Below are 19,393 nucleotides of genomic sequence, written 5' to 3' on the forward strand. Positions count from 1 at the left end.
CGCGTTTTTCTATGGTATACTAAAGTATATTCATACTGAACAGAAGTAAGATGAGGATAGCAACATGAAACGTATTGCATTTATAGATTTAGGCTCGAACTCAGTTCGTTTTGTCATATATGAAATTTCTAAGACTGGTAGTTATCGACTGATATATCAAGAGAAAGAAAGTGTACGTCTCAGTGAGAATATGTGGGGAACTCACGAACTGACCAAAGAAGCTATGGAACGCTCTTTGCGTGCTCTAAAAGGTTTTGTACATATGGCTGATGCAATGGAGGCAAATACGATTAAAGCTGTTGCTACCGCAGCAGTACGTTTGGCTAAAAATGGGGATGCTTTTATTAAATCTGTAAAAGAACGAACGGGTTTGGATTTAGAATGTATTGCTGGTGAAGAAGAGGCTCGCCTGGGGTTTCTTGGCGTTATCAATACCATTGGACTTAAGGATTTTATTATTTTTGATTTAGGTGGTGCCAGTACCGAGATAACCCTTGTACGAAATCGTCATATTACAAAATCGGTGAGCTTGCCGATAGGGGCCCTTACCTTAACAGGCACCTATCAGAAGGGGGATGAATATACTCCTAAAGAACTTGATAAACTGGCGAAAGTTGTAAAGAAAACGATTAAGGAACATACATGGCTTCGCAATGTGAAATTACCGCTCCTTGGTATCGGCGGCACTGCTCGTAATATTGCTAAAATGGATCAACGCAAGTTATCTTATCCTATTACAAAGCTACATAATTATGAAATTCCATATCATAGATTCCATGAAATTTTGGAAGAAGTAAAAGGCAAAACTCTAGAGGAACGCAAAAAAATTAGTGGTTTATCATCGGAGCGCGCTGATATCATTATTGCCGGCCTCACTATCGTAGAAGAATTATTTAACTACGTAAATACTAAAACACTTGTTGTTGGTGGTTGTGGTTTGCGAGAAGGTTTATTTTATGACTATTATGGAGCGCACTACTTAGGTGGTAACTCTATTATTGATGATATTTTAGTACATTCTGCAGAGAATGTATTATTAGGTATGACTAAACATGAGTTAGTTCATGCTAAATATATTACAGATTTAGCTATTAAACTGTATGATGAATTAGAACCACTTCATAGAGCTGATAAAAATACAAGACGTTGTTTGATTGCGGCTAGCTTATTACATGATATTGGTAAACGGATTAATTATTATAGTCATGCCCGACATGGTTGTTATATGCTTGTCAATAGTAATTTATATGGGCTTTCCCATATTGAACAAGCTTTTAGCGCGTTCCTTGTTATGAACTCTCATGGTTTGACGCCAAAAGAGTATAAAAACTTCTTATACGGTAAATTGTTAGATCAAGAACAGCGTTTGTTGGGACAAAAAATATCTATTATTCTAGCCTTGGCTGAAGCTCTTGATGAAAGTCATGAACAATTTATTCGCCATTTATCCGTGAATCTAAAATATACTAGTGTACTATTAGTAGTAACCTATTTGAACGGTCGCGATATAAGTGTAACAAAAGCGGCTGTAGAGAAATTAGGAAAATCTTTCAAAAAAGAATTTAAGAAAACATTAGAAATAGAGTGGAAGGAAGCTCGTAAGGAGGCATAATGGCATTACCAAAAGCGTTACGATATGCAGTGCTACATGTAGGCTCCAGTAGCATGAGTATTACTATTTTAGAATACAAGGGCATCGATGATGTACGCGTTATAGATTATGCAGCTAGGGAGGTAACCTTTGGGGAAGAATTATTCCAAACCTCTCGTTTGAGTTTTGAAACAATTGAGGAAATTTGTCATATCTTAAAGGGATATAAACAATTAATGGCTGATTACGGTGTGAGTCGCTCTAGATTATATGGCACCACTGTAATACGTGAAGCCGCTAATCGTCGTAGTATTCTCGACCAAATTTATATTCAAACAGGTATGCGTGTTGAGGTTATCGACATGCCTAAAGAGGTGTATTACAAATATGCCTTACTATACTACAAGATGACTAATCAGTACCGCTTGACGGATCCTACAAAGGCAACATTATTCCTTGATATTACTTCTGGTGGTGTAGGTTTAACCGTTTGGCGTGGTGAAAGCTTATTATTTCAGCGCAATATGCATAGCGGGTCATTACGTGTTATGGAATCTTTTAATCGCAACCAACGTTCCTCTACATCGTTTCCAATGGCTATTACCGAGTATTTACATCGCATGATAGGCCCATTGCGGGAAGAGCTTAAAACTTTCAATATTAATAGTGTCATTTTATCAGGCGATGAAGCTCAATATATGGCGCGCCTCATGGGAGATGGCAGTAATAAGGATGATATTATTACCATTGAACCAGAACGTTTTAAGGGGTTCATCAAATCCTTTGATGGTGTAACGGCCACTAAGTTGATCAATCGATATAGACTACCTGAATATAAGGCCAATATTTTGATGCCTACTATGATTTTATTTAATGAAATTATAACGGCTATAGAGCCTAAATCGTTGATTTTTAGTAGCTTCTCCTTCTCGCAAGGAATAAGCTGGTTTTATGGAGTTGAGGCGGAAAATAATCCTTTTATGTATCAATTGCGTGAGCAAAATGCTCAATTAGCTCGTGCTGTTGCCGCTAGATATCATACTGACAGCATTCATGATGCTGAGGTAGAAAGATTCAGCTCTTTATTCTGTAAAACATTACGCCATAAAGGTTTACCGGAGCGGTGGGGTTATTTATGCCGCATTGCAGCTATATTATGTTCTGTAGGCAAGTTTGTTAATTTACGAAACCATGGAGAGCATGCGTATCATATTGTGATGGGCACAGATATTTTTGGGCTTTCAGAAGAAGAAAAACAAGTGGTAGCAAATGTTGTGTTTTATCATTATAAGGGAACTCCGTCTGATGATGATACATATTTTAATTCCTTGACGGAATTACAAAAGATTCAAGTTACAAAGTTAGTAGCTATCATTCGTGTGGCTTGTGCGCTTGATGCAGGTAGCAATCAAAAAATATCGGATATTACCTTAGAAGAACGGGATAATGTATTGTATGTATTCTGCCGCACTAATGAAGACATTTCTCTAGAATGGTGGACATTTAGTCGCGATTCCGAGTATTTTACAGAAGTATTTGGTATGGAACTCATGCTTGTAAGAGGAGGTGACCGCCATGTTCAGTAATGCTAAATATTATTTTAACCGTGAATTATCTTGGCTAAAATTTAATCAGCGTGTACTATTAGAGTCCATAGATCCAAATACTCCGCTGTTGGAGCGGTTGCGTTTTATTGCTATTGCTAGTTCTAATTTAGATGAGTTTTTTATGATTCGAGTGGCTGGCTTACGCCATCAAGTTGTGAATGGCATTGTTAAATATGATGCGGCTCATATGGATGCAAAAGCACAATTAAAGGCGATTGATGAATCTGTACAACGTCTTGTTTCCATGCAAAGCACGTATTTAAATAATGTACTGACTGAACTAGAGGCTCATGGCTTTTTCTTTACCCATCCTGATACACTAGATGTAAAAACAAAAGCCTGGCTACGCCATTATTTTGAGGAACATATATACCCCGTAGTAACACCATTGGCTGTTGACTCGGGGCACCCATTTCCATTTTTAACAAATCATACCATTAATGCAATTGTACGTATCTTTCAAATACAAGAGGATGGGACTAAGGATTACAAGATTGCTATCTTGCCAATACCATCTGTATTAGATCGAATCATTGAAGTTCCAAGCCGTGGCAATAAGGAACATCGATTTGTTTATCTAGAAGATGTCATTACTTATTATGCAAATCAATTTTTCCAAGGTTATGGTATTGAAGATTATATGGTTTTCCGTATTACTCGTGATGCAGACCTTGAAATAGATGAGGAAGAAGCAACAGATTTGCTATCTGAAGTAGAGGCATCCTTGCGGCGTCGCCGTCGTGGTGATGCGGTACGTCTTGAAGTTTGTGGAGAGATAAAGGATCACTTATTAGACTTTGTCCTTACAAGTGTAGAATTAGAGCAAAAGGACGTATATCGGATTGATGGACATTTGGATTGCCGTATGTACTTTGATTTCTGTAACTATCCTGGTTATGATAAGCTCCGATATGAACCGTTTGATCCTAAGATTCCTAGTGAATTAGTTGATCATGAAGGTGATAGCTTATTTTCTATTATTGGGAAGCAAGATCTTTTTGTTCATCATCCCTTTGAATCTTTTGCAGTGGTTGAGCAATTTATTGCACAAGCAGCTATAGATCCTGATGTATTGGCTATTAAACAAACATTATATCGCGTTAGTGGGGATTCTCCGATTATTGCGTCCTTAATAAAAGCGGCAGATAATGGGAAACAAGTAACCGTCCTTATGGAGGTTAAGGCGCGGTTTGATGAAGAAAACAATATTCATATGGCTCGTCGACTCGAAAAAGCGGGATGTCATGTTATTTATGGTTTAAAAGGTCTTAAGACACACTCTAAAATTACTATGGTGGTACGCCGGGAAACCGATGGTATTAGGCGGTATGTCCATCTAGCAACGGGAAACTATAATGGTAAAACAGCTCGCATGTATACTGATTGTGGTATATTTACTTGTAATGATGAGTATGGTGATGATGCGTCACGTTTCTTTAACTTGATTTCTGGATATTCTGACCCACCGATTTGGAATAAGTTTATTGTAGCGCCTTTAAATTTACGTGAAAAAATTATGGAACTTATTGACCGTGAAATCGAGTTTGCTAAGAATGGGGAAGAAGCCTATATCATTGGTAAGATGAATTCTCTGCTCGATAAAAAGGTCATTGCTAAGTTGTATGAAGCTTCTTCTGCTGGAGTTCGTATCGATCTTATCGTGCGTGGTATTTGTACGCTTCGTCCTGGCATTGCCGGTGTTAGTGATAATATCACAGTACGCTCTATTGTGGGGCGTTTTCTTGAACATCATCGTTTGTTCTACTTCCGTAATGGAGGGAATGAAAGTCTGTACCTATCTAGTGCAGATTGGATGCCTCGAAATTTGAATGAACGTGTAGAGCTTATGATTCCTATTGAAGATAAACGCCATAAAGAACGGGTAAAAAGTATTTTAGATTTATATTTAGATGATACATTAAAAGCTCATTTTATGAGAGCAGATGGTTCGTATCATAAAATCAATGATCGAGAGAATCCTATATCTGCTCAAGAGGAACTAATGAAAGCTGCTATTGAGCATGAACACAGAGAGTCAATGACGGTCATTGAACGGTTACAACCAATGTTAAAAATGAATAGATGATGAAGAAATCTTAATATATTAGGTAATGAATTTTAATACAATTACATAACATATAAAAAGCCCATTATATGGGCTTTTTTACTTTCTTATACATTTAAAAATGAGGACAAAGTGAAGTTTTGAGTGTTCTAGAAAATGTTGGTAACAATTGAAAAACACATAAAAATACAAATTTAGTAATAAAAAATCTGTATATACTATATGTGGTATTAGTGTTGTATATATGTACACAATTCGGAATATATTGTATAGTATTTAAAAATATCGATATGTACGCATACAGTGGACTTTCATTAAAAAATACAAAATACAAACTGTTATAAATTCAGTATTTATAAAGGATTTTGCCTTATTGTTAACTTACGGCGTTTGACAGGTTGTATCTATCTGTAGTAGAATAATACCATTACAGGAGGGATTACAACATGAGAATTCATAAGACACACAAGCGATATATTTCGTCTGTTGTTGCCGGATTGATTGTAACAGCTGTAACCATGACCGGTTTTTCTTATAATGATAAAACCGTTACCGTTATGGTAGATGGTGCAGCACACACTGTTAGAACGCATTTAAATTCTAACGAAGGCATTGTACGCGATGCCGGGGTTAAGTTAAATCCAAACGATAAAGTTATTTCTAGTTCATCTACAGTTCAAAATGGAACAACCTTAACGGTTGTTCGTGCTATTCCAGTTTATGTAACTGTAAATGGTAAAACAAGAGCTGTATTCACTACAGAAACAACTGCTCAAGGTGTTGCTAATGAGCTTGGTTTCAAAGCACCTAACTATGTAGTAGTGGGCGATGAAAATGGATCTGTTTTAAGTGGTACACGTATAACAATTGCTCAAGTAACAAGCCGCTCTCTATCTACAGTAGATCAAGAGGTTGCTGTTGAAGTGGTTCGTCAAAAAGATGATACTATGGCTAAGGGCGAAGAAGAGGTTGTTCAAGTTGGTCAACCTGGCTTAGAACGAGTACAACGTGAAACACTATATAGTAATGGTACAGTTATTAAAACTAATGATGTATCTAAAGTAACACAACGTGCAATGGTACCTACAATTATTAAAGAGGGCACTCGTGAGGTGACTACATCTCGTAATGTAGCAGGACGTGCATCTCGCGCTATCGTAATGGAAGCATCTGCTTATCTTGCTGGCGATGGTGATGGTGCTGGTATTACCGCTACGGGTCTACCTGCAGTACGTGGCATTGCCGCAGTAGACCCAGATGTTATTCCATTGGGTACACGTTTATTTATTCCTGGTTACGGTGAAGCTATTGCTGCCGATACAGGTGGTGCTATAGTAGGTAACAAAATCGACCTTGTAATGGACTCTTATGGGGAGGCTATGGACTTTGGTCGCCAAGACGTTACAGTGTACGTTTTGGACTAATATGATGATTTAGAGGGTATATCTATAAGATATATCCTCTTTTTATTGGACCTACTTAGCTCAGTAATATTCAATTATAATAGATATAGTAGAAGGACGCCTTATGATTAAGGCGTCCTTTTTTAGTCTTCAATATATGGAATTAGATATTCGTACTTTGTACCTTTTAATTCATCTTTAGGGATAAATCGTAAAGATGATCCATTGATACAGTAGCGAAGAGAGCCATTAGGACCATCTTCAAATACATGACCTAAATGAGCATTACCGATGCGGCTACGAACTTCTATGCGATTCATACCATGTGAGTTATCTTGGTAATACTTGATAACATCTTTAGCTATTGGTTTAGTAAAGCTAGGCCAGCCACAATGAGAATCGAATTTATGGGCTGATACAAAAAGGGGTTCTCCAGTTGTAATATCTACGTAGAGACCTGCTTTGAACTCATCTGTTAGTTCATGGCTGAAAGGCGCATCTGTAGCAGAGTTTTGAGTTACTTCAAACTCTTGTGGCGTTAATGCCTCTAAATCTTCCTGGGAAGGTTTAGCATATGTATTATCATCGATGAGTGGTTCATCAGATAACCCCAATGGAATGTGACAATAGCCATTAGGATTTTTGTCTAAGTAATCTTGATGGTATTCCTCAGCAGAGTAGTAATTCTCTAAAGGCAATACTTCAATAGCAAATGGTTTACCTTCAAAGGCTTGAGCACGTGCTAAGGTACTTTCAATAACGGCTTTATCGGTTGGATCAGTATAATAAATACCCGTACGATATTGAATGCCTACGTCACCACCTTGTTTATTGACACTAAAGGGATCAATAGCACGTAGAAAATATTGAATTAAGTGATCTAAAGATAGTATATCAGCATCGTAAATGACCTTGAGAGCTTCTACGTGCCCGCTATTGTGGCATACATCTTCATAACTTGGATTTTCTGTAGGACCATTGGCATAACCTACTTCGGTAGAAAGGACACCGGAGATCTTTTTGATATACCCTTGAAGGCCCCAGAAGCAACCACCGCCTAAATATATAGTATGTTCATTCATTTAATCACCCCAAACTTCATGAGCTATTTCTTTGACTAATGCGAGTTTAGCCCATTGTTCTTCTTCGGTCAATTGATTGCCGATTTCACAAGAAGCAAAGCCACATTGAGGAGATAAACAAAGTCTTTCAAGTGGAATATATTTTGTAGCTTCTTTGATACGTTCTTTGATGATTTCTTTATCTTCTAACTCTGGGCGTTTAGATGTGATAAGACCTAATACAACTTTTTTATTAGGAGAAACTTCACGCAATGGCTCAAAACCTCCAGAGCGATCATCATCAAATTCTAGGTAATAAGCGTCTACATTTTCCTTGGCAAATAGGATAGGGGCAATAGGTTCGTACCCACCACTAGCGGCCCATGTAGAGTTATAGTTACCACGACATACATGTGTAGTAAATGCTAAGTCGTGAGGGCGACCTTCAAGAGCTAAGTTATTCAAACGTAAATATTTAGCGGTTTCACCTTCAATGGTTACACTTTTATCCTTTTGACGACCTGTCCAGTAAGCATGGTCACAACACATACCCCAAGTACAATCATCAAATTGAATATTGCGGCAACCTGCATCGTAAAGGTCTTTAATTACTTGGCGATAGGCGGCAGCAATATCTTGAATCAATTCTTCTAAATCTGGATAGAAGGAGCGCGTTGTAATGCCATTGTCTTCACGGAATAACTCTGCCAAAAACTGAGAGGGAGCAGGAATCGTTTGACGCGCCGTAGTATTTTCGTCTTCAAATTGTTTTACAAATTTGAAATGTTCAACGAATGGGTGGTTTGTTCCCGTAATTTTGCCAGTAAGGGCGAGGGAACCTGGCGCTGTTTCTTGACCGACGAATTTGTAACCGTGTTCCAGTTCAATTTCTTTTACGCCGTTAAAGCCCCACATGAAGTCTAGATGCCAATAGGCACGACGGAATTCGCCATCTGTAATCACTGGTAGGCCAGCTGCTTTCTGTTTTTGAATGAGGTCTGTAATAAGACGATCTTCAACGGCTGTTAATTCTTCTCGAGTAATATTTCCCTTATTAAAAGCTTCACGTGCTTCTTTTAATTCTGCTGGGCGTAGGAAGGAACCTACGATATCAAAGTGGAATGGTGCTGTATGTTTGGACATAATAATCCTCCTTATATAAACGATTAAACCGATAATTTTGATAGGTTAATTATAGCTAAGTATGATTATATATAAAAATATCAATATATTTGAGTTGTATATAGTTTAAAGTTATGTCTATGAGTGATTTTATGCTTTAAGTTATACCCAAGAAGGCACTCTCTAAAATAGAGAGTGCCTTCTTTATGGATTATCTGATACATCTAAATTGAACAATAGTGTTGTATCGCTCTATAAATAATATGATATATAATTATTTTTTGTTTTCTGGTAATTGAATATGTCTACCGTAATTACTAACGTATTGTTCTAGAGCGTGGATATATTCTTGACCTAAACGGCTGCGTTGCATTTTATTATTAGTAATGTAGCCAATGTGCATTAAACCTTCTTCGGCAAGTGGAACGGAAATGATATTTTCACCATTTACCTCTTTATCGATTACACCACTAGATACAGTGTATCCATCAAGGCCAAGTAATAGGCTAAATAAAGATGCTCTATCGCGAACACGGATATGTTTTGGGCGCACCACGGTACTGAAGATTTCTTCAGAGAAGTAGAAGGAGTTGTGATCGCCTTGCTCAAAGGAAATATATGGATATTCCTCTAATTCGTCCATAGAGACTACCTCTTTATGGGCTAGTGGATGCGTTTTACCAATAAAGATATGAGGATGGGCCGTAAATAATTCAGTAAAGGTTAATTCGTTAGTGTGAATTAATTTTTCTAATACAGGACGGTTGAAATCATTATAATAGAGCAAACCAATTTCACTCTTCATATGAGCTACGTCATCGATAATTTCATAGGTTTGTGTTTCTCGTAAGGATACATCATATTGATCGATTTCAGCGCCTTTTAAAAGCTCTACAAAGGCATTGACTGCAAAGGAGTAATGTTGAGTAGACACAGAAAATTGTTTCTTACCGCCGCTTTGGCTCTTATATTGCTCCTCTAAAAGGGCTGCTTGTTCTAACACTTGGCGCGCATAGCCGAGGAAGCGTTCCCCTTCTTTAGATACGGTAATTCCTTTATTAGTACGATCGAAAATGGTAATGCCCATTTCTTTCTCTAGTTCTTTAATAGCCTTGGTGAGGCTCGGTTGAGACACAAATAATCTCTTTGCTGCCTCACTAATGCTGCCTATATTGGCAATTGTAGTGACATACTTTAATTGTTGTAAGGTCATGATTGGCCTCCTTTTATATATTACACTATTAATACTACTCGATTATAAGTATTTAAGCAATGTTATATATATGCTACAATGTATTAATAGAATAAAAGGGGGATATATGTTAAAACAAGTCATTGTGGTAGAAGGAAAATCTGATATTCAGCGTATCGCTCAAGCTGTAGAGGCTGATTGCATTGCTACAGAAGGATTTACCCTTAGAAGAGGTGTTATCGATATGATTCGCGTTGCCTATGAGAAACGTGGCATTATTATATTAACGGATCCTGATACAGCAGGGGAGCGAATCCGACGCGTTTTAACTAAAAAATTTCCTAATGCACAACATGCTTTTGTGTCTCGTGACGAAGCGTTTGCAAATGATGATATTGGCATAGAACAAGCCTCTCCTGAGTCAATCAGAAAGGCTTTATCTACATTACACGTAGAGTCTCTAAAATCATCCAACGAATTTACTATGGTGGACTTAGTGCGTCACGGATTGTCTGGTATGCCTGATAGTGCGGCTCGTCGAGCGGTTATTGGTGCTAAATTAGGTATTGGATACGGTAATGGTAAACAATTTTTGTACCGTTTAAATCATTATGGTATAACTCGAGATGCTTATGAAGAGGCGGTAAATTGTTAAAATAGGAGTTAAGATGTTAGAATCAGTAATTGCAAGCCCAGAGGTTGTGCATTATATATGTAAGCGCTTTGATATTAAAATGAGCAAAAAGCTAGGGCAAAATTTTCTTATTAAGCGAGGCATAGTTGATGAAATCGTACATGCTGCGGAATTAACCGTAGGGGAACCTGTCCTAGAGGTTGGTCCTGGCATTGGTACGTTGACACAAGGTTTAGCTCAAAGTGGGGCAGATGTAACGGCTATCGAGCTAGATCGTCGCTTATTAGAGGTACTAGATACGACATTGGCATCTTATGACAATGTACGTATCATTCATGGTGATGTGTTAAAGCTTGATGTGCTAACGATTATGAATCATAAACCATTTAAAGTGGTTGCCAATTTGCCATACTATATTACAACACCTATTATTATGTCTTTGTTGGAAAGTAAACTACCTATTGAACGTCTAGTTGTGATGGTGCAAAAAGAGGTGGCCTTACGGATGATAGCAAAGCCCGGTACAAAGGACTATGGCGCATTATCTGTTGCTGTTCAGTATTATACGGAACCAGATATTGTTCTTGATGTACCGCCTAAATCTTTCTTGCCAGCTCCAGCGGTGACAAGTTCTGTTATCCGTTGCGTATTGCGTGATAAACCACCTGTAGATGTGATTGATGAGAAACTATTTTTTCGCGTTGTGAAAGCAGGTTTTGCGCAACGCCGTAAAACATTCTCTAATACGATGAAAACAACGGGCTTAACAAGGGATAGAATTGAAGAGTTATTAGCAAAAGCAAATATTGATGGTCAACGAAGAGGTGAGACCTTTACCCTTCAAGACTTTGCCGATGTAGCCAACGCGTGGGCAGCATTAATCAAATAGTATAATACATAAAGAGCTTATTGGACTGATAAAATATCATTCCAGTAAGCTCTTTTTCATGAAAAAAAGGACCCGAATGGGTCCTTTTTAGTTAGTAAAGAATACCAGCCATGGTTGTAATGAGGAAAGCATTTGCAAAGTCAATTAAGAATGCACCTACTAAGGAAACTACGAGCCAAGCACGAGGAGATGGGCCGTGTTTACTTGCTAAGGATAACATGTTAACTAATGCGTTTGGTGTAGCACCCAGTCCGAAACCGATAGCTCCGGCACCAAGCATAACTGCATCGTAGTTGCGACCAAAGAGGAAGTAAATAAGGTATGCAAATACACAGATAAGTGCCATTTGTACAACTAAGATTGTAATGAGTGGTAAAGCAAGATCAATTAATTGAACTAATTTCAAGCTGTTGATAGCCATTGTTACGAATAAGGATAATGCTACATTAGATACTGCATCAAGAGCTGCATCGTTGATTTTGTATGCTTTAGTAAAATCACCAAAGTTACGAATTACTGCTGCACAAATCATAGCGCCAATATATGCAGGTAGTGGAGTAAGAACAGATAATCCAGCACTTACGATGGTACCGATACCTAATGCAAGGCCAATCCACATACAGATTGTTAAAAGATCTTGAGCGTTGAATTGTTTGCCACCGCTCTCAACGTGATCTTCAATTATATCGATGCCTTCATCCTCCATTAACTCAGGATTTTCATAAGGTGTTTTAACTTTATGCATTTTAATAATGCGTTCACCTACAGGCGCGCCGAGGATTGTACCAGCTACCATGCCGAATGTTGCAGCTGCAACTGCTGCGGAAGCGGTACCAGGGATACCAAGTAATTGCTCGTAATATGGACCAAAGGCACCAGCTGTACCAAGGCCGCCAATCATAGATACAGAACCTGCCATGATGCCGATAATCGGCTCAATCCCTAATGCTTTGGCAATCATAATACCTGCAGTATTTTGTACTACAATCCACACTGCACAAGCTAAGAAGAAGAAAATAATGAAGATACCGCCCTTTTTGAGGACTTTTAAAGATGCCATTAAACCAATCGTGGTAAAGAAGGCAAGCATTAAAAATGTTTGTAAGGAACCTTCAAAGGTAATGTTTAAGATCTTATAATAAGATAAAATAGCAGTTAAAAATGCAAATGGAAGAGCACCTACCGCTGGTGCAGGCATACACATACGTTGTAAGAACTTGGAATGCTTATTGATCCAAGTACCGATGAATAAGGTAATTACGGCAAGACCTACAGTTTGAATCATGGACAGTTTTAAGGTCCATACATTGTTGACTAAGGCTAAGTCAATAAGTGGCATAAAATCACTCCTTTAAAATAAAAAATAAATCTGAGTTTTATGGTATCATGAATGGTCAAAAAATACTATAGAATATATAACGTATAAAAAGTTTATATTTTTATCTTTAAACACTCATAACAACACAAAAAACAATAATATTAATAAAACTAATTTTATGATTATACATATAAATATAGAAAAGTAATAATATATATTACTTATGTACATAATCATACTATATGTATTCGACTTAAATCTGTGATTTTCCTTCTTGTTATAAAAAAATAAACTGGAATATATTTTTTATATTTATAATCATATAAAATATACTCCAGTTCTAAAACTTAATATTTTTATGTTGATTTAGTAAGACTCTAAATTATATATGGTGATAAATTCGCTCTATAAATGCATGTTAAGATATAACTAAAATGTATAGACCTAGCAATAAGTTAATTAGGCGTTATAGCTCATGGTGTAATTTAGGGGCCGTTAAGAATGTTACATCCGGATTACGCTCTTGAACCCAACCCATTTGCCATTCGTTAGAGATAAGAACTACGGTGCGATCGCGATTATCTTTTACAATCATCGCATTGTCTATACCTTTCAAGGATGCAATATCAACTTCGCCGTCAATCCAACGAGCAACACCATATGGCAAAGTATGATTTAATAAATCTACACCATATTCATTTTTGAGGCGGTACTCAAGAACTTCAAATTGAAGCATACCTACGGCACCGACTACGAAGGAATCAAGAGCGCCTGGTTGTTCAAAGATTTGAACAGCCCCTTCTTGAGCCAATTGAGTCATACCTTTTTGGAACTGTTTACGTTTCATAGTATCCTTTGGGGATACGCGGGCAAAGAATTCCGGAGGGAATACAGGGAAGTCACCGAAAGTTACTTTGTGTTTTTGTGCACAAAGTGTATCGCCTACCCCCATAGTACCTGCATCAAAAACACCGATAATATCGCCTGGGTACGCATCTTCTACGATGGTACGTTCCGTAGCCAAGAATTGTTGAGGCTGAGATAGACGGATTGTTTTATTAGATTGGCGGTGTAATACGGACATACCTTTTTCGAATTTACCTGAGCAGATACGCATAAATACGATACGGTCATGGTGGTTCGGGTCCATATTTGCTTGGATTTTAAATACTAGAGCAGAGAAGTCTTCGCTAGTGGGTTGTACCATTTCCTCTATCGCTTGTCGTGGAGCAGGGGATGGAGCTAGTTCCAAGAATTTTTCTAAGAATGGTTTTACCCCGAAGTTCGTCATAGCAGAACCAAAAAACATAGGGGTCAATTCACCAGCACGAACTTTATCGAAATCGAATGGATCGCCAGCAACGTCTAGCAACTCAATATCGTCGAGCAATGCTTGGTATACATCGTCACCTAATAGCTCTTTCATGCGCGGATCCGTTAAAGCACCTTTTTCGGATGCAAGTTTTTCTTGACCATGAGTTTCGTCTTTTGCAAAGAGTTCGATAGTTTCGTGCTCTCTATCGTAGACGCCTTTGTATTCGCCGTTGATACCGATAGGCCAGTTCATAGGGCACGTACGGATGCCGAGAACATTTTCGATTTCTTCCATTAGATCGAATGGACTGCGACCGAAATGGTCAATTTTGTTAACAAATGTAAAGATAGGAATACCGCGTTCTTTTGATACAGCAAATAGTTTCTTTGTTTGGGCCTCTACGCCTTTTGCTACGTCGATAAGCATGACTGCACTGTCGGCAGCCATCAATGTACGGTATGTATCTTCTGAGAAGTCTTGGTGACCAGGGGTGTCGAGGATGTTTACGCGGCAACCGTCGTAGTCAAATTGCAACACGGAGCTCGTTACAGAGATACCACGTTGTTTCTCAATTTCCATCCAGTCGGATACGGCGTGTTTTGCAGTTTTACGAGACTTTACGGACCCGGCTAAGTGAATGGCACCACCATATAATAGTAATTTTTCCGTTAATGTTGTTTTACCCGCATCCGGGTGAGATATGATAGCAAACGTACGGCGACGTTGTACTTCTTCTAAAAATGTCATGATTCACCTCTATTAATGTGTTGTGAAAGCAGATAAATCTTTAGGTTTTACTTTCACAGTCTATATATCGTAAAAATTATACATGATTTTTCTAGTTATGACCACTAAATTGTAGTATAATGAGATTTCATAGAACGGCTTGGGGTTAGCCGTTATCTTCAGGTTAAGGAGGGGATCCATGCGGTTATTTATTGCAGAAAAGCCATCCATGGCTCGCGAAATCAGTAAATGCTTACCAGAAAATAAGAATATCCAAAAACGGAATGGTTATTTTATCCAAGGGGATGATGTGGTGACTTGGGTAGTAGGTCATGTATTGCATCAGGCTGAGCCAGGAGATTACGATGATAAATATATCCGTTGGCGCCCTCAAGATCTTCCTATCGTGCCTGATGAGTGGAAATTGCTTGTCACAGATAGCAGCCGTCAACAGTTTGAAATTGTAAAAGACCTTATTAGTAAAGCAGATGTCATTGTCAATGCAGGTGACCCGGATCGAGAAGGTCAACTTTTAGTTGACGAAGTTTTGTACTATGTAGGTAATACAAAACCAGTGCAACGTATTCTATTAAATGCCCTCGATGAAAAATCTATTCGTTCTGCTCTTGATGATTTGAGAGATAACAAGGACTTTCACAATCTATATCAATCTGCATTGGCAAGAGCGCGAGCAGACTGGCTCATTGGGATGAATTTATCTCGGGCCTATACATTATCTGAACGTTATAAAGGTCATAAGGTAACATTGCCAATTGGTCGTGTAAAGACGCCAACGTTAGCTCTTGTTGTACGTAGAGAACGAGAGTTAGCTGCATTTAAACCAGTAGACTATTTTACTGTAAAGGTATTATATAACCATCCTAATGGGGTGTTTTGGGCGACTTGGCAGCCTACAGACGAACAAAAGGGGCTTGACCCAGATGGACGACTCATTAATAAAGCTATTGCTGATGAATTAGTAGAATGTTTACAAGCTGGACCAGACGGTTTTATTAAAGGTGTTACAAAGTCTAAGAAAAAAGATGTACAACGATTGCCTTTATCCTTATCATCCTTACAAGTATTGGCAGGTAAAGCCTTTTCTTATGATCCGCAGACTGTACTTGATACAGCGCAAAAATTATACGAAAAGAAATTAACTACCTATCCACGTTCTGATTGTGAATATTTACCACCCAATCAATATGATGATCGCAATGCAATCCTCAACAATCTACAAAATGCAGGTGATGAGAGATTAGCACAGTGGGCTGCCGATGCAGATCGTTCTATTAAGAGCCGTGCTTGGAATGAAAAGAAAATTACCGCCCATCATGCTATTATTCCTACAACGGTGGCTTGCAATATAAATAGTTTGTCCCAAGAGGAGCGAAATATTTATTTCCTCATCAGTCAAGCTTATATTGCGCAATTTTATGGGGAGCATATTTACGAGCAAACTAAAATTGTAGTAGAACAAAGTAAGGAAGAGTTTGTAGCTAATGGTCGTGTAGTTATCGAAGAAGGATGGAAATTGCTTTATAAACGACATAAGTCTAAATCTACGACGGACAATGACGAGCCCGATCTAACCGATGAGCGTGGGGCTGAATCAGACCCTAAAAAAGAGGTTATTGAAGAAACGGACCACTTGCCAGCGGTTAAAAAGAACGATACTGTTTTATATACGGATTCTTCTATAGAGTCTAAACAAACGAAACCACCATCCCGTTTTACGCCGTCCACATTACTACAAGCGATGAAGGAAATTCATAAATTCGTAAAAAATGAAGACTTGAAAAAGCAATTAAAGGCTGTATCTGGTATTGGTACAGAAGCAACTCGGGCAAACATTATTGATGAGCTTATCAGTCGAGACTTTATGAAAACGTCAGGGAAGAAGCAAGTCTTATCTCCAACGGAAACGGGCTATCTCTTAGTAGATGCTCTGCCAGAAGAGCTGCTTTATCCTGATGAAACAGCTGTTTGGGAAGAACGCTTAGCACTTATGAGCGAAGGAGAGGATACATTAGATTCCTTCTTAGCGGATCAAATTAAGTTTTTAAAATTATTAATTGATAAACTTGGTTTTGATAAAGTAGTAAGCTCTGATCAAATGATGCCCAATGTGGTGCGAACTATAACGAGTCAAAATCGTAAGCGCCCTATGGATAGTGAAAGCGTAGACTTGTCTTCCTTACCTGTATGTCCTAAATGTAAAAAAGGACGTTTGCAACAGCGGAATGGTAAATTTGGTGCCTTTTTAGGGTGCACGAATTATCCTACGTGTAAACATACTCAGCCAGTAGAAGGGGATACTTCTAGTGTTGAAGGTAATATTGAAGTATCTGATGAAGATAAACAATATAAATGCCCTAGATGTAACGTAGGTTACTTTGTGAAACAAGAGGTGAGAGGTCGAACAAACTGGATTTGTAGCAATCGATCTCAATGTAAGACCCAATGTTCTGATGTAGATGGGGTACCGAGCATTTATGCCAACAAATAAAGTAACCAATAAAAGGTAACTTATTATCGGTAAATATATATAATCGAATATAGATTATTGTAAAGTTTTTAGTTATCTAAGATTACCAAGAAACAACTATTTTTACAGTGATAATAAAAAGACGCGTACAGCTTAGCTGTGCGCGTCTTTTTTTGAAACTGTTCTTGTAGAAGAAAAATTGCTTCATTTAGTTTAGGATATTAAGCTGAATTTTATCTGCGTTTGCCACGACGACCAGTTTGGGAGGTAGAAGCACGGCGTTGGCGTGTATTGGAGCCTTTATGGCCTCGTGCTTTGTGAGCTTTAGCCTTAGTGGATTGGTAAGTGCTTGTAATCTTAGGTTTACTAGCTAATTTTGTGCGTTTTGGAGCAGTGCTAGCATTGCCCTTAGTTTTGATCTGACCATCCTTAGTATATTTTGTAAGTGTAGCTTGGATAGCTCGTTCGATGCGTCGTAACCATGATTCGTCTTGTGGTGTCGCAAAGGTTACAGCCACGCCAGAGTTACCAGCACGACCTGTACGGCCAATGCGGTGGATGTAGTAATCTACATCGCGAGGTACGTCGTAATTATATACATGTGTGATACCTTCGATGTCGATACCGCGAGCCGCAATATCGGTAGCCACTAAGATTTGTGTTTTAGCTTTTGCAAAGTCTCGCAGAATTTGTGTGCGACGACCTTGTGTCAAGTCACCGTGCATTTCTGCTATATTGAGCCCCGCTGCAGTTAATTCGTAGGATAAACGAATGGCACCTTCCCGTTTATTACAGAAAACTATAGCTAAAAACGGATTATCATCTTCAATCATTTTGATGAGCCGTTGTGTTTTTTCTTCAGGATTCATCATATACACTCGTTGATCAATTGATTCGAGAGTGATGTGTTTTCCTTCTGCCGTTACTGAAACGGGTTTAGACATATATGCCTTTGCGAGATTTCGGATTTTATCTGGAATTGTAGCGGAGAATAGTAATAGTTGTCTATTGGCATCTGTTTGGCCGATGAGATTTTCGATATCTGGTAAGAAGCCCATGTGAAGCATTTGGTCTGCTTCATCTAGTACAACACGACGAATACAGTCTAGATGGAGAGAACCGCGCTTTGCATGATCCAATAGACGACCAGGTGTACCTAAGATGACTTGAGGTCGGCGGCCTAACTGTTGTAACTGTGCCTCGATTGTTTTGCCGCCGATAAGAGGGAGGATATCTACATTTAAAATAGAACCTATTTCCTTCGCTTCATCGGAAATTTGTTTAATTAGTTCTCGTGTAGGCGCAATGATAAGCACTTGTTCTTGATGAACATCAGTATGTACACGTTGTAGAACTGGCAGTAAGAATGCTAGTGTTTTCCCCGTGCCGGTTTGAGCTTTGGCTATGACATCATTCCCTTTAAAGACGACAGGAATGGATTGTTCTTGAATTGGCGTAGGCTCCTTTATACCTTGTTTTTGTAGGGCTTGGATAAGTTCATCACAAACACCTAAAGATTTAAAAGATTTCATGAATCGTCCTTTCTATAATACATATTATATTAATTATAACGTATGCACATATTAGGGGCAAATGAATTGAACTTGGAAGATGTATAGTCTTAACATACTCTAGGCTCAATAAATATTATAGTATTTTGGGTATATTTTTTTGATAATATATGGAAAAATACTGATATAACTAAGTAAAATGAGAAATGAAAATATTAAAATAGCTACATTTAAACTGTTTATAAACTATTAATTGAGAATGTGAGAGTATTTGTAAATGATAATCTTAATAGAGTTTATTGATTACAGTATCTAAATATATAGCTATGAAATATTAAATTTCAGCTAGTATTCAGTATTTTATTAGATAATTATATAGATAATCTCATATTAAATATGATAATAAAATATAGATATGAGATAAAAAATAACCATAAAAATGATAATAATTGTTGAAATTAATGCTTGATT

At 38.0% G+C, this 19,393-nt stretch carries 13 protein-coding genes; 7 read left to right on the forward strand and 6 right to left on the reverse strand.

Annotation, left to right across the window (positions count from 1 at the left end):
* Positions 1-64 precede the first annotated feature (64 nt).
* From ppx to HMPREF0874_RS00115, 4 genes are all read left to right on the forward strand, one after another.
* Positions 65-1,612: an exopolyphosphatase gene (gene ppx / locus HMPREF0874_RS00100; RefSeq protein WP_008600542.1), complete on the forward strand. Its 1,548-nt coding sequence runs from the start codon at positions 65-67 to the stop codon at positions 1,610-1,612.
* Complete coding sequence (locus tag HMPREF0874_RS00105; protein WP_008600545.1) at positions 1,612-3,177, forward strand: Ppx/GppA phosphatase family protein; 1,566 nt, start codon at positions 1,612-1,614, stop codon at positions 3,175-3,177. Before ppx ends, HMPREF0874_RS00105 begins: the two co-directional genes overlap by 1 nt.
* Positions 3,167-5,284, forward strand: a complete 2,118-nt coding sequence (ppk1, locus tag HMPREF0874_RS00110; RefSeq protein ID WP_008600549.1) for a polyphosphate kinase 1 — start codon at positions 3,167-3,169, stop codon at positions 5,282-5,284. Before HMPREF0874_RS00105 ends, ppk1 begins: the two co-directional genes overlap by 11 nt.
* A 425-nt stretch (positions 5,285-5,709) precedes the next feature.
* Positions 5,710-6,687, forward strand: a complete 978-nt coding sequence (locus HMPREF0874_RS00115) for a 3D domain-containing protein (RefSeq protein WP_004693280.1) — start codon at positions 5,710-5,712, stop codon at positions 6,685-6,687.
* A gap of 122 nt (positions 6,688-6,809) precedes the next feature.
* On the opposite strand, the gene msrB is transcribed toward HMPREF0874_RS00115, so the two are convergent.
* The 3 genes from msrB to HMPREF0874_RS00130 all read right to left on the reverse strand — a co-directional run bounded on the left by msrB (position 6,810) and on the right by HMPREF0874_RS00130 (position 10,062).
* Positions 6,810-7,748, reverse strand: a complete 939-nt coding sequence (gene msrB / locus HMPREF0874_RS00120; protein ID WP_004697196.1) for a peptide-methionine (R)-S-oxide reductase MsrB — start codon at positions 7,746-7,748, stop codon at positions 6,810-6,812.
* Positions 7,749-8,870 carry a 5-methyltetrahydropteroyltriglutamate--homocysteine S-methyltransferase gene (locus HMPREF0874_RS00125; protein WP_004693284.1) on the reverse strand — a complete coding sequence of 374 codons (1,122 nt, stop codon included), beginning with the start codon at positions 8,868-8,870 and terminating at the stop codon, positions 7,749-7,751.
* Between the two features lie 253 nt (positions 8,871-9,123).
* Positions 9,124-10,062 (reverse strand): LysR family transcriptional regulator, encoded by a 939-nt coding sequence (locus HMPREF0874_RS00130; protein WP_004697127.1) that lies wholly within the window; start codon positions 10,060-10,062, stop codon positions 9,124-9,126.
* A gap of 106 nt (positions 10,063-10,168) precedes the next feature.
* Here HMPREF0874_RS00130 and rnmV point away from each other — a divergent pair, with 106 nt between their 5' ends.
* Together rnmV and rsmA are read left to right on the forward strand one after the other, a co-directional pair.
* The gene (gene rnmV, locus HMPREF0874_RS00135) at positions 10,169-10,696 is read left to right on the forward strand and encodes a ribonuclease M5 (RefSeq protein ID WP_039964869.1); all 528 of its coding nucleotides are present in this window, start codon (positions 10,169-10,171) and stop codon (positions 10,694-10,696) included.
* A gap of 13 nt (positions 10,697-10,709) precedes the next feature.
* On the forward strand, positions 10,710-11,564 hold the full coding sequence (rsmA, locus tag HMPREF0874_RS00140) for a 16S rRNA (adenine(1518)-N(6)/adenine(1519)-N(6))-dimethyltransferase RsmA (protein ID WP_039964871.1): 855 nt from the start codon (positions 10,710-10,712) through the stop codon (positions 11,562-11,564).
* A 91-nt stretch (positions 11,565-11,655) separates the two neighbouring features.
* Here the strand turns inward: rsmA and HMPREF0874_RS00145 are convergent, their stop codons facing one another.
* Both HMPREF0874_RS00145 and HMPREF0874_RS00150 read right to left on the reverse strand, forming a co-directional pair.
* Positions 11,656-12,903: a sodium/glutamate symporter gene (locus HMPREF0874_RS00145; protein ID WP_008600554.1), complete on the reverse strand. Its 1,248-nt coding sequence runs from the start codon at positions 12,901-12,903 to the stop codon at positions 11,656-11,658.
* A 445-nt stretch (positions 12,904-13,348) separates the two neighbouring features.
* On the reverse strand, positions 13,349-14,944 hold the full coding sequence (locus HMPREF0874_RS00150) for a peptide chain release factor 3 (RefSeq protein ID WP_008600556.1): 1,596 nt from the start codon (positions 14,942-14,944) through the stop codon (positions 13,349-13,351).
* A 178-nt stretch (positions 14,945-15,122) separates the two neighbouring features.
* On the opposite strand from HMPREF0874_RS00150, the gene HMPREF0874_RS00155 reads away from it, so the two are divergent.
* Positions 15,123-17,432 carry a DNA topoisomerase 3 gene (locus tag HMPREF0874_RS00155; protein ID WP_008600558.1) on the forward strand — a complete coding sequence of 770 codons (2,310 nt, stop codon included), beginning with the start codon at positions 15,123-15,125 and terminating at the stop codon, positions 17,430-17,432.
* Positions 17,433-17,644: 212 nt separating this feature from the next.
* Here HMPREF0874_RS00155 and HMPREF0874_RS00160 read toward each other — a convergent pair whose 3' ends face one another.
* Positions 17,645-18,943 (reverse strand): DEAD/DEAH box helicase, encoded by a 1,299-nt coding sequence (locus HMPREF0874_RS00160; protein WP_008600559.1) that lies wholly within the window; start codon positions 18,941-18,943, stop codon positions 17,645-17,647.
* Positions 18,944-19,393 lie beyond the last annotated feature (450 nt).

It is taken from the genome of Veillonella sp. 6_1_27 (genome assembly GCF_000163735.1).
Taxonomy (GTDB): domain Bacteria; phylum Bacillota; class Negativicutes; order Veillonellales; family Veillonellaceae; genus Veillonella; species Veillonella parvula_A.

Bases quoted from the DNA above. Each gene is read 5' to 3' on its own strand.
- HMPREF0874_RS00145 (WP_008600554.1), bottom strand. From the start codon at position 12,903: ATGCCACTTATTGACTTAGCCTTAGTCAACAATGTATGGACCTTAAAA.
- ppk1 (WP_008600549.1), top strand. From the start codon at position 3,167: ATGTTCAGTAATGCTAAATATTATTTTAACCGTGAATTATCTTGGCTA.
- msrB (WP_004697196.1), bottom strand. From the start codon at position 7,748: ATGAATGAACATACTATATATTTAGGCGGTGGTTGCTTCTGGGGCCTT.
- ppx (WP_008600542.1), top strand. From the start codon at position 65: ATGAAACGTATTGCATTTATAGATTTAGGCTCGAACTCAGTTCGTTTT.
- rsmA (WP_039964871.1), top strand. From the start codon at position 10,710: ATGTTAGAATCAGTAATTGCAAGCCCAGAGGTTGTGCATTATATATGT.
- HMPREF0874_RS00160 (WP_008600559.1), bottom strand. From the start codon at position 18,943: ATGAAATCTTTTAAATCTTTAGGTGTTTGTGATGAACTTATCCAAGCC.
- HMPREF0874_RS00150 (WP_008600556.1), bottom strand. From the start codon at position 14,944: ATGACATTTTTAGAAGAAGTACAACGTCGCCGTACGTTTGCTATCATA.
- HMPREF0874_RS00130 (WP_004697127.1), bottom strand. From the start codon at position 10,062: ATGACCTTACAACAATTAAAGTATGTCACTACAATTGCCAATATAGGC.
- HMPREF0874_RS00105 (WP_008600545.1), top strand. From the start codon at position 1,612: ATGGCATTACCAAAAGCGTTACGATATGCAGTGCTACATGTAGGCTCC.
- HMPREF0874_RS00125 (WP_004693284.1), bottom strand. From the start codon at position 8,870: ATGTCCAAACATACAGCACCATTCCACTTTGATATCGTAGGTTCCTTC.
- rnmV (WP_039964869.1), top strand. From the start codon at position 10,169: ATGTTAAAACAAGTCATTGTGGTAGAAGGAAAATCTGATATTCAGCGT.
- HMPREF0874_RS00155 (WP_008600558.1), top strand. From the start codon at position 15,123: ATGCGGTTATTTATTGCAGAAAAGCCATCCATGGCTCGCGAAATCAGT.
- HMPREF0874_RS00115 (WP_004693280.1), top strand. From the start codon at position 5,710: ATGAGAATTCATAAGACACACAAGCGATATATTTCGTCTGTTGTTGCC.